The organism is Adlercreutzia aquisgranensis (assembly GCF_943193145.1).
Taxonomy (GTDB): Bacteria; Actinomycetota; Coriobacteriia; order Coriobacteriales; family Eggerthellaceae; genus Xiamenia; species Xiamenia aquisgranensis.
Genome location: NZ_CALPDA010000003.1, coordinates 213,420 through 224,018, shown reverse-complemented (window position 1 = coordinate 224,018; position 10,599 = coordinate 213,420). Strand labels below are relative to the sequence as shown.

7 protein-coding genes are annotated in these 10,599 nt (G+C 65.5%); all 7 read right to left on the bottom strand.

Features of this window, described 5'->3' with window-relative positions; genetic code table 11:
- The coding region (locus NFR41_RS03025) for a maleylpyruvate isomerase N-terminal domain-containing protein (protein ID WP_251230665.1) at window positions 1-400 on the bottom strand (400 nt) is incomplete at its 3' end.
- A gap of 254 nt (window positions 401-654) precedes the next feature.
- Window positions 655-1,833 (bottom strand): acyl-CoA dehydrogenase, encoded by a 1,179-nt coding sequence (locus NFR41_RS03020; RefSeq protein WP_160212725.1) that lies wholly within the window; start codon window positions 1,831-1,833, stop codon window positions 655-657.
- Between the two features lie 24 nt (window positions 1,834-1,857).
- A complete protein-coding gene (locus NFR41_RS03015; protein ID WP_251230664.1) occupies window positions 1,858-4,488 on the bottom strand; it encodes an AMP-binding protein in 2,631 nt (876 codons plus the stop codon).
- Between the two features lie 117 nt (window positions 4,489-4,605).
- Window positions 4,606-5,367 (bottom strand): enoyl-CoA hydratase/isomerase family protein, encoded by a 762-nt coding sequence (locus NFR41_RS03010; protein WP_251230663.1) that lies wholly within the window; start codon window positions 5,365-5,367, stop codon window positions 4,606-4,608.
- A gap of 136 nt (window positions 5,368-5,503) precedes the next feature.
- Window positions 5,504-7,645, bottom strand: a complete 2,142-nt coding sequence (locus tag NFR41_RS03005; RefSeq protein ID WP_251230662.1) for an oxidoreductase — start codon at window positions 7,643-7,645, stop codon at window positions 5,504-5,506.
- Window positions 7,646-7,732: 87 nt separating this feature from the next.
- On the bottom strand, window positions 7,733-8,998 hold the full coding sequence (locus NFR41_RS03000) for an MFS transporter (protein ID WP_160212721.1): 1,266 nt from the start codon (window positions 8,996-8,998) through the stop codon (window positions 7,733-7,735).
- A gap of 209 nt (window positions 8,999-9,207) precedes the next feature.
- Window positions 9,208-10,473: an MFS transporter gene (locus tag NFR41_RS02995; protein ID WP_251230661.1), complete on the bottom strand. Its 1,266-nt coding sequence runs from the start codon at window positions 10,471-10,473 to the stop codon at window positions 9,208-9,210.
- Window positions 10,474-10,599: the final 126 nt, after the last annotated feature.

Below are 10,599 nucleotides of genomic sequence, written 5' to 3'. Positions count from 1 at the left end.
AGGCCAGGGAGCGCACGGACATGGGCGGGATGCCGGCGGCCCAGGGCACGCGGCCCTTCGGGCCTGCCTCCATGAACTTGTCGCACATGATGGTGCGCTGCTCGCGCCACCAGTTCAGAATCTCGGCGCCGGTCTTGTCCTGGTAGGCCAGCACGTGGTAGTGCTCGTCCTGCTCGGAGGCGGCGTCGGCCACGGCGTTCACCGACTCGCCGCGCCCGCACAGAAGCTCGGCGGCGCAGTAGTCGAAGAAGGCGATGTGGGTGATGACGTCCTTGAGGGTCCAGGTGTCGCAGTAGGCGGCCTGGCGGTTCCAGTCCTCCTCGGTGAAGTCCTGCACGAGGGCGTCGATGGTGGACGCCTCGGCGATCAGGTCGTCGACGGGAGAGAAGATTTCAGCCATGACAGTTCCTTTCGTTCGCTTTTGCAATGGTACAAACAGCAACGCTTCGGCTTAACCCGCCAGCCAGAGGGACTCCGAGGCAGCGAGGCCGTCCGCCGGCGCGTCGCGGAGCAACGCGGGGCTCGGCGGGACGGACGGGATGCGAGGACTGTCCGAGCAAGGCGAGTTCCGCAGCATCCGGCACGCCGAGCTCCGCGAAGGATTGCGAAGCTCGCGGCGTCGGATGGGCTCGCCGCCCCGAAAGCCCGCGCTGGTTATTTGGCGGCGTAGGGCTTCTGGATGGCGCGGCCGGCGATGTGGATCATGATCTCGTCGGTGCCGGCGCCGATGCGGTAGACGCGCTGATCGCGCCACAGACGGGAGATACGGCAGTCCTTGGTGTAGCCGATGCCGCCCATGACCTGCATGGCGGTGTCGATGACATCGAAGGCCGCGCGGCCGCAGTACAGCTTCGCCACGGCGGAGTCGATCTGCACGGGCTCGCCGTTGTCGATCTTCCACGCGGTGCGGTACACCCAGTTGCGCATGTTCTCGATCTTCATGTACATGTCGGTGATGTGCTCCTGGATGAGCTGGTTCTTGCCGATGGGCTTGCCGAACTGGATGCGCTGGGTGGCGTAGGTAACGGCATCCTCGAAGGCGCACTCGGCGGCACCGAGCGACTGGGCGCAGGCGATCAGGCGCTCCACCTCGAAGTTCACCATGGCCTGCATGAAGCCGTTGCCCTCGACGCCCACGAGGTCCTTCTCGTCAAGCTCGACGTCGGTCAGCGTCATCTCGCAGGTGTTGCCCATGTTCCAGCCGATCTTCTCCAGCGGCTCGATCTTGATGCCGGGCATGACGTTACCCTCGTCGTCGTGCAGCTGCACCCACCACATGGACACGCGGCTGCGGTTCTTGGGGTCGGCCGGATCGTCGTCGGCATCGCGGGCCACGCACAGCATGTACTTGGAGTTCACGGCGTTGGTCATGAAGGACTTCGAGCCATTGAGGTACACCTTGCCGTCGCGGCGCTTGAAGGTGGTGGCCACAGCCGAGCTGTCGGAACCGGCGCCGGGCTCGGTGAAGCCCAGCACGAAGCCAGGACGGCCGGCCATGACCTCGGCGAAGCACTGCTCCTGCTGCTCGGGAGAGCCGTACTCGGTCATGTCCTTCAGGGCGCACAGGTTGCCGTACACGTAGATGGGCGCGCCGTTCTTGCAGATGCGCTCGGAGACCAGCATGAGCGTCTGCACGTCCACGGGCGTGCCGCCGAAGGCCTCGTCAACGCCCAGCATCTGGAAGCCGTTCTCCAGAAGGGCGTCGGTGAACTCCTGGGGCCAGCGATGCTCTTCGTCGCACTGCTTGAAGTACTCCTCGGTGCCGTAGCGCTCCATGAGCTCGTCGACGCTCTCCAGCAACAGCTCCTGCTCGTCGGTAAGGCTGAAATCCATGCGGCTTCCTTTCCCTTCTCTCAATCACGCCTTCACGGCGTACTTCCACACTCCGTCTACGAGCGCGCGCTCCACTTCCCCGGTACGGACCAGATGCTCCAGGTAGGCGTCCACTTCGCAGTACATGATGAACCGCTTCATGAACGGAACGGACGACCAGGAATCGGTGCGCGTGCTCCATGGAATGGTTTTAGCAACATCCGTGCCAACCGCACCGGGCTTGGCCGCGATCGCCCCCTGAATCTCTTCCAAGCGGCAGCGCACCCTGTCGGCTATGGCCCGCGCGCGCTCCCTCACCTGCTGCTGGGCGAGCACGCGGCGGGCAGGCCCGTGGCCCACGAAGCCGCGGTCAAAGTCCAGGCAGGCGATGCGCTCCATGGTGTCCAGCTGCGCCTGCACCAGATCGGCGTCGCTGCCGTCGAAGGAGCCCATGACGCAAGGGTTCACCTCCATGAGCACCGCGTCGCCGAAGAACACCGAACGGCTCTGCTCGTGCAGCAGCGCCGCATGGCCCACGGTATGGCCGGCAACCCCTACCACGCGAAAGTCCTGGCTGCCCACCGAGATCGTCTCCCCGTCCTCCACGAAGGTGACCCGGTCGCGGTCGAAGCGGCCGCCGCCCTGCTCGGCCACGGCGACGTAAGCCGCAAGCTCGGCCATCTCCGCGCTCCCAAGGCCCAGCCGCTCCATCTTTTCCAGCAGCTCCCGGCGAAACGCCTCGGTCTGCTCGTAGGCCACAGCGTCGGCGTCGGCGCGGGTCATGAAAATGCGGCCGCCGGGTCCGCCCACGGAAAAGGCCAGACCGCGATGGTCGAAGTGGTGGTGAGTCAAAAACACGTCCACGTCTTCGGGAGCGAAGCCGATCTGGCGGCGGGCCAGGGTGATGGCCTCCAGGGAGCGCTCCTCGCACACGCCCGTATCCACCAGCAGCGCCCGCTCTCCGCAATCCACCAGGTAGGCGTTGGTGGGATCGTGGGACTTGAGTCCCGTAGGCACCGAGATGCAGTAGACGGACGGGTTGTCGACCACCTGGGTATAGGATTTCGGGGCCACTTCCGCCTTCGCCTGTTCGAAGCGTTCGGCCACCTCGTCGCGGCGCACCTTGCCCGCATCGTCGCGGCCGATGTCGTCGACGAACAGCACGTAGCGGGGCTTCTTGTAGCTGGCGAGGGACCTCTTGCACCAGTCCTGGATGTCAGCTTTGGACAGCTCCACGCCCGGTTCCGGCTGCACGACGGCGGCCACGGCCTCGCCCATGACCGGATCGGCGGTGCCCAGCACCACCACGTCGGCCACGCCGGGATGCTCGGACACGACGCGCTCCACCTCGCCGATGAACACGTTCTCGCCGCCCGACTTGATGATGTCCCGCTTGCGGGATACCAGCGTGCAGTAGCCCTGGGCATCGCGCACCATGATATCGCCGGTGCGCAGCCAGCCGTCCTCGGTGAACGCGCGCTGCGTAAGCTCGGGCTGGTTCCAGTACCCGGCCATCACCGCGCCGGAGCGCACCTGGGCCTCGCCGGCCACGCCGGGTCCCACCTCGCGCCCTTCCTCGTCCACCACCCGCAGATCGAGCCCCGTCATGGGCCGCCCCACGCTCTCCAGCAGCGGCGACTTGTCCTGCAGCATCTGGCGCGTGATGACCAGCGTGGTGCCTAGGCCGCTTTCGGACTGGCCCCAGCCGTAGTTGAGCACGGCGTTGGGGAAATGGCGGTAGATGGACCCGATCATGCGATGGCTCGTGGCGCCGGCGGCGCTTTGCACCAGCTGCACCGAGGACAGGTCGTAGTCGTCGATGGTGGGGCAATGGAGCAGCCGCAGGTAGGTGATGGGCGGCAGCAGGATCATGTGGGTGACGCGACGCCGCTCGATCTCGGCCAGAATGTTCTCAGCCGAAAACACCGCGCAGATGACCAGGGTGGCTCCGGCGGCGAAGGCCATGGTGAACCAGCTATGGCCGCCATGATGCTCGAGCGGGCACTGGATGAGCACCACGGGGTGCTCGCAGGACTCTATGGCGTTGGAGTCCAACACGCCGGCCAGCTCCACCAAATCGGCGCGGTGGGTGCGGCAGGCGCCCTTCGGCAGGCCGGTGGAGCCGCCGGTGAACTGGATGCGCGAGAACGACTCGGCGTCGGCGAACAGCTCGGGCTCGACGGCGGAAGCCTCCCCTCGCGCCCGGTCCAGATCGACCACCTCCACGCCGCACAGCGACTTGGCCACCGGCGCCTTGGCGTTTCCGGCCCGCGTGCAGGCAAGGGCGATCGGGTCGTCCATGAGCTCCACCGCTTCGGCCACCTTCTCGGCGAAGTCGGCCGCGAACACGAGCACCGAGGCGCCGGAGGACTGCAGCAGGTAGGCCAGCTCGCGGGCGATGTGCTTGAAGTTGATGGGCACCACCACCGCTCCCAGCTTCTGGGCCGCGTAGTAGGTCTCCAAAATCTCGATGCAGTTGGGGAGCAGGTAGGCCACGCGCTCGCCGGCCTTCAGCCCCAGGCGGTCGGCCAGCACGTTGGCGGTTCGGTTGACCTCGTCGTTGAACTGGGCGTAGGTCAGCTCCCGTCCCTTGAAGACCACGGCCGTGCGGTCGGGTACGCGGCGGACGGACGCCAGCAGCGGCTCGGCAACGTTGGAGAAGCGGTTCGTATCCATGCGAAGAAATCCGCCTTTCGAAAGCGCGGCGCGGCAGCCCGCGCACACTCTGCGCCGGGAGCGGGGACGGGAGTTGCGTCCCGCCCCCACTTTACCCTGCGCGGTTGAAACGTCCAGCTACTTGTTGAAGCGCTCCATGGTTTTGGCGTAGGCCGCCGTGGTGGTGCAGAAGGGCGACGCCGTGGACTCGGCCTGCATGCATGCGTTCAGGTTGCCGTCGGCCAGGGAGTTCAGAATGCCCTTGGTGATCTGGATGGAAGGCGCGGGCATGGAGGCCACGGTGCGGGCCAGGTCCATGGCGGCAGACTCCAGCTCCTCGGGGGTGGTAAGGCGGTTCACCAGGCCCCACTCGTGCATCTTGGCCGCAGGGATCTTGCCGCCGATGTAGAGGATCTCCTTGGCGCGCTGCATGCCCACCAGCTTGGGCAGCATGTCCATCATGCCCATCTCGGGGATGATGCCGATCTGGCAGAACGCCGGCACAAAGGAGGTGCGCTCGGTCGCCACCACCAAATCGGAGGCCAGGGTCATGGCGAAGGCGCCGCCCACCGCGTAACGGTCCACCATGGCGACGATGGGCTTGGCCATGGTGCGCATGCGCTGGATGAGGTGCACGTAGTTCAGAAACGTGGCGCGGGCCTCTTCGGGCGTGGGCTTGTGGTCGGACTGGCTGAGGTCTCCTCCGCTGGAGAACACGTCGCCCTCGCCGCGCAGCAGCACAGCGCGCACGTCGTCATCGGCATCGGCGGCGGCCAGTAGGCCGTCGAGCTTGATCATCATGGCGGCGGAGATGGCGTTCTTCTTGGCGGGCTGGTTCAGGTAGATCACCTGGACGCCGTCTACGGGGGCGTCGGCGTACACAACGTCTTTGTCGGACATCGGTCGTTCCTTCCGTTCGGAAAATCCATGCACGACCTTCTTTTGCATATTTCGTGCCAACCTCGCATGTATACGGAAAAACGGTCCGCACCCCCGAAGGAGGCGGACCGTTTTCGGAATCGCTTCGCGCGAATGGCTACAGCGCGCAGGCGGCCACGTAGCCGGCCTTGGTGGCGTCGGCGATGCGGGCGGGCTCGTTGCAGTCGCCGGCCATGTACACCTCGACGTTCTGGCGGAGAAGCTCCTCGTACAGCTCGTGGTTCTCGCTGAGGCCCAGGGTCACGGCCACGGTCTTGCCGGGCACGAACAGGTCTTCCTCATGGGTGACCGGCTTGCCGTTCTCATCCTTGAGCGGCTTGCCGTTGGCGTCCTTCTCGGGCACGGTCGTGATACACTTCACGCCCTGCTCGGTGATCTCCACCACGCGGGTAAGGGGATGCAGGCTCACGTTCTCGGCCTTCTTGAACTGGCTGGTGAGGCCGAAGCGCTCGGAGGGGCTCACGTCGTAGCCGATCTTCTTGCCCTCCTCGATGATGCCGGTGGTGCGGCCGGTCTCCATGCACAGGTGCCCCAGCTCGCAACCGGGCAGGCCGCCGCCGATGATGGCCACCTCGCGCGAGATGGGCCAGGTCATCTTCGCGGTCATCTCGCGGGCGAACGACGGGGTGTAGTGGGCCTTCAGGAACCAGGAGCCGCCCTTCCACATAATCTTGTTGAACAGGCCCTTCTTGCCCTTGGGCGCATGGCCGTTGAGCATTTCCAGGAAGTCGTGGGACATGACCACGTTCTTGCCGTCGGAGCCGGGCACGTCGATGCCGACGGGGTTGCCGCCCACGGCCACGATGGCGGCGTCGGGCTTCACCTGGGCCACCAGCTCGGGCGTGACCTTGGTCTTCAGGTGCACGGTGATTTCCGGGTGCTCCTTCATCTGATGGGCCAGGTAGTCCAGATAGCGCTCATGGTAGGGGCTGAAGATGGCGCTCATCTTCACGCAGCCGCCGATGCGGGGGCCTTCCTCGTAGAGGTCCACCTTGTGGCCGCACTGGGCGGCGGTCAGCGCGGCGTTCAGGCCGGCCGGGCCGGAGCCGATGACCATGACCTTCTTGGGATGGTCGGTCTTGGGGTACATGGGGTGCAGCAGCTCGGCGCCCAGGTGCGGGTTCACGCCGCAGTAGACCAGGTCCTTGCCGCGGGAGACCACGTCGTCGATGCAGCGGCAGCACACGATGCACTTGCGCATCTCGGCGGTGCGGTCCTCCATGACCTTCAGCGGCAGCGCCGGGTCGGCGATGGAGTAGCGCAGACCGGCGATGACGTCGCACTTGCCGTCCTGCAGGTTCTGCTCCATCACCGTGGGGTCGGTGTTGCGGTAGCCCTGGCCCACCGGCTTCTTCGCCACGGTCTTGATCTGCTCGGAGATGTACATCCAGTGGCCGTCCTCGATGCCCTTGGTGGTCAGGGGCACGCTGGTCTCATGCCAACCCACGGACAGGTCGTGCATGTCCAGGCCCGCCTCTTCCATCCACTGGGCGATCTGGAGCGACTCCTCCATGGACAGGCCGCTGCCGTTGGCGGTCTTGATGAAGTCCACCGGCGACCAGCGCACCACGATGGGGTAATCCGGACCCACGGCCTCGCGCACCTCGCGGATGATCTCCAGGGTAAGGCGGGCGCGGTTCTCAAGGCTTCCGCCGTACTGGTCGGTACGGTTGTTGGTGGCCTGGCTCATGAAGCGGCTCATGACGCCGCCCACGCCGGCCATGACCTCAACGGCGTCGAAGCCGGCCTTTTTGCAGACCAGGGTGGCGTTGACGAACATCTTCTTGAACTCGGCGATCTGCTCGAGCGTCATGGCCTTGAAGCCGCCCATCATAGGGATGACGGCGATGTCGGAGGGACCGTAGGCGCTCTCCTTGTCCTCGCCCTCGAACTTCAGGTCGTGAACGCAGTAGATCTGGGCGCAGATGAGGCCGTCGTGCTTGTGCACCGGGTCCACCATGTAGGTCTTCAGCTCGTCGACGCAGCTGTCGTCGTAGGCGCAGGGCAGCGGATGCAGCCCCTCGATGTTGGTGCGCTTCCAAGGGCAGATGGTCTGGATAATCATGCCCGTACCGCCGGCGGCACGCTCCTCAAGATAGTTGGCCAGCATCTCGGTGGGATGGTTCTCCCCATCGACGTAGCCCATACCCGGGGACATGGAGGTGGTGATCATACGGTTGCGCATGGTCACGCCGTTGACCTTCAACGGCGAACCGAGGATGGGGTACTCTTTGCTCATGCGGACAGCCTTTCCCTTTCTGTTCCATTATCGATCGAGCGGCCGGCAACGAGCCCGAAAGCCCGCCCCAGCCGCGGTGAGCCGAAGCTACTTCTTCCACGCCCTTTGCGAAACTTTGATGGTGAGCGGCACCAAGACTACCGCCAGCACGTACATGGCGATAACCACTAGGAAGCACAGGTCGTAGCTGCCGGTGGTGTCGTAGATCATGCCGTAGACCACGAACGAGATAGCGGTGAACACGAAGATGCCCGTAGACACCCAGGAGTAGATCTGGGAGTAGTTGATGGATCCGAAGGCGGTGCGGGCGAGCATGGGCGCGATGACCGTAAGGCCCGCGTAGCCGCCGCCGAAGATGACCATGCCGGCGTAGAAGACCATGACGTTGCCGCCGGCGATGTAGGCAAGGAAGATGCCGATGGCACCGGCCGCGGCGGAGATGATGCCCGTCCAGCGCACGCCGATGATGTCGTTGAGGGCGCCCAGGACCAGCTTGAACACGATGCCGCCTACCATCATGATGGACACGGCCATGGCGCCGGCCGCGGCCCCCAGCTCGCCGCGGGTGCAGATGGCGGGAATCTGCTGGAAGAACGCCGCGCACATGACGAAGATGCCGGCAACCAGCACGAGCATGTACAGGCCCGGGGAGCGGCGCGCCTGCTCCATGGTAGCGCCCTGGCCCTCGTACTCGTCGGCCTCCTTCATCGCCTCGGCCTTGGTCTCGCCGGGCTTGTCGCCGGCGCCGTAGGGAAGCAGCCCCATGACCTCGGGGCTCTTGCGCACGAACAGCACCGTGAGCGCCACGGAGACCACGGTGGTGAAGATGGACATGATGGAGCGGGCGGTCTGCCAGTCGTACATGGAGATGAGCTGCTGGCCGATGGGGCTGGCGAACGCACCGATCAAGGAGAGCACCGCCGCGGTGATGGAGATGGCGATGCCAGCATTCTTCTTGAACCACGTGTTCACGAGAACGGGAGCCGCAAGGTACATGAAGAAGCCGGCGGTGATGCCGAAGACCACACCGTAGAGGTTCCACTGCCACAGCTCCGTGGCATAGGCGCTCGCCCAGGAGGCCAAGCCGAAAGCAGCCGAGACGATGGCCAAGATCCAGCGGGGGTTGCCCTTCTGGAGAATGCGGCCGGCGAACGGGGCGACGATGGCGGACACGATGGGCTGGATGGTCCGATACATGGTGGTATCGGTCTGCGTCCACCCGAACTGGTCCATGACCGGCGCCACGAAGATGCCGGACGTGTTGGCGATGACGCCCGTGGGAATTGAGTAGAACCCGATGCACCCGAGAACGACGAGCCAGGCCCAAACGGTTCCCTTCTTGGAAGAGCTCATGTACCCTCCTTTGACGTTCCTCTGCGCTGCGCAGCCGCAGCCGCAACTGTCATTCCCGCCTCGCTGCGAGGCGGATTCCTTAGCGGTAAGTTGAGCAAATATCGTGCCAACCGTCGACGGAAAAGCGGCGCCTAAAGCCTCGCCGCGGCCTGCCGATGACGGAACCGGCAGAAACACGGTGGCCGGGAAGCGCCCTTGGTGAAGGCGGGCTACACCCAGAGCCTGCGGGCGGAGCGCACCACCACCGGACAGAGGATGGCGCACAGGACGTAGATGGCGATGACCAGCACGAAATCGGCCGTGAAGCTGCCCGTGACGTCGTAGAGGAAGGACAGGGCGAAGCCAGCCAGGGCCGACAGGAGCGATATGCCCGAGGACACCCAGGAGTAGATCTCGGAGAAATGAGCCGAGCCGAAGCCCTGGCTGCCCAGCAGCGGGCTCACAATGGACAGGGCCGAATAGCCCAGCCCGAACAGCGCCGTGCCGAGGAAGAACAGCGCGGCGTTCGCGCCGGAGACGAGAATGATGGCTACGCCGGCGGCGCCGAACACGCTGGAGGTGATGCCGGCGCGCACGGCTCCCACCTTGTCGGCAAGCCAGCCGAACCCGGGCTTGCCAACGATGGAGCCCACCATGGCGATGGACACCGCGTAGGCGCCCACCATGGCTCCCAGCTCGCCGGTGGAGCAGTAGGCGGAAAGATGCTGCACCAGCGTGGCGCAGAAGCCGAAGCCGCCCGCCACCAAAATCAGCAGGTAAAGAGCCGGAGAGCGGCGGGCCTGGGAAGCCGTCGCGCCCTGTTCGACCAACGTGACCGACGCCTTCGCCCCCTGGGAACCCTCCTTCGCACGCTCGGCCCGCTCGGGATTCGCCCCGTAGGGAAGCACGCCCATGGACTCGGGGCTGCGCCGCAGCAGCAAGGCCGTGGGCAGCGCGGAGAGCAGCATGCAGGCGACGCTCATGACCACGCGGGCCGTCTGCCAGCTCGACGCGTCGATGATCACCTGGGTGATGGGGCTGCACACTGCAGCGAACACGCCGATAAACGCGCTCGCCACGCCGATGGCAAGGCCGTTTCGCTTCCTGAACCAGATGTTGACGATGGTGGGAAGCGCAAGGAACAGGATGAATCCGGCGCACACGCCGTAGACGGCGCCGTAGACGACCCACTGCCAAGGCTGCGTGTACAACGCGCAGGCCATGGCGTTTGCGCCGAAGACCACCGAGGTGGCCGTAAGCACCCAGCGCGGGTTGAACCGGGCGAGCACCTTGCCGGCAAAGGGGGCGGTGGCTGCGGCGACCAGCTGCTGAACGATGAGGTAGAGGGTGGTCTGGGTCCGGGACCAGCCGAACTCGTCCATGATGGGCTGCACGTACACGCCCTGGCAGTTGCCGATGACGCCTACGGGCACGGCGTAGAAGGCGATGCACGCCACCAGGATGACCCATGCGTAATGGACTTTCCGACCCGCCATAGAAACGCTTCCTTCCCTCGTGAAAGGCGGGGCGAAGCCCGTGGCCCCGCCCCGCGATCATCATCTGCGCTCGCAAGCGCCTAGCGGCCCTATCCCGCAAAGCGCCCTCTGCGACGCCTCGCCGCG

What these genes read in the sequence shown, in the direction of transcription:
- NFR41_RS03020 (WP_160212725.1), bottom strand. Translation starts at nt 1,833, where the DNA reads ATGGATTTCAGCCTTACCGACGAGCAGGAGCTGTTGCTGGAGAGCGTC.
- NFR41_RS03015 (WP_251230664.1), bottom strand. Translation starts at nt 4,488, where the DNA reads ATGGATACGAACCGCTTCTCCAACGTTGCCGAGCCGCTGCTGGCGTCC.
- NFR41_RS03010 (WP_251230663.1), bottom strand. Translation starts at nt 5,367, where the DNA reads ATGTCCGACAAAGACGTTGTGTACGCCGACGCCCCCGTAGACGGCGTC.
- NFR41_RS03005 (WP_251230662.1), bottom strand. Translation starts at nt 7,645, where the DNA reads ATGAGCAAAGAGTACCCCATCCTCGGTTCGCCGTTGAAGGTCAACGGC.
- NFR41_RS03000 (WP_160212721.1), bottom strand. Translation starts at nt 8,998, where the DNA reads ATGAGCTCTTCCAAGAAGGGAACCGTTTGGGCCTGGCTCGTCGTTCTC.
- NFR41_RS02995 (WP_251230661.1), bottom strand. Translation starts at nt 10,473, where the DNA reads ATGGCGGGTCGGAAAGTCCATTACGCATGGGTCATCCTGGTGGCGTGC.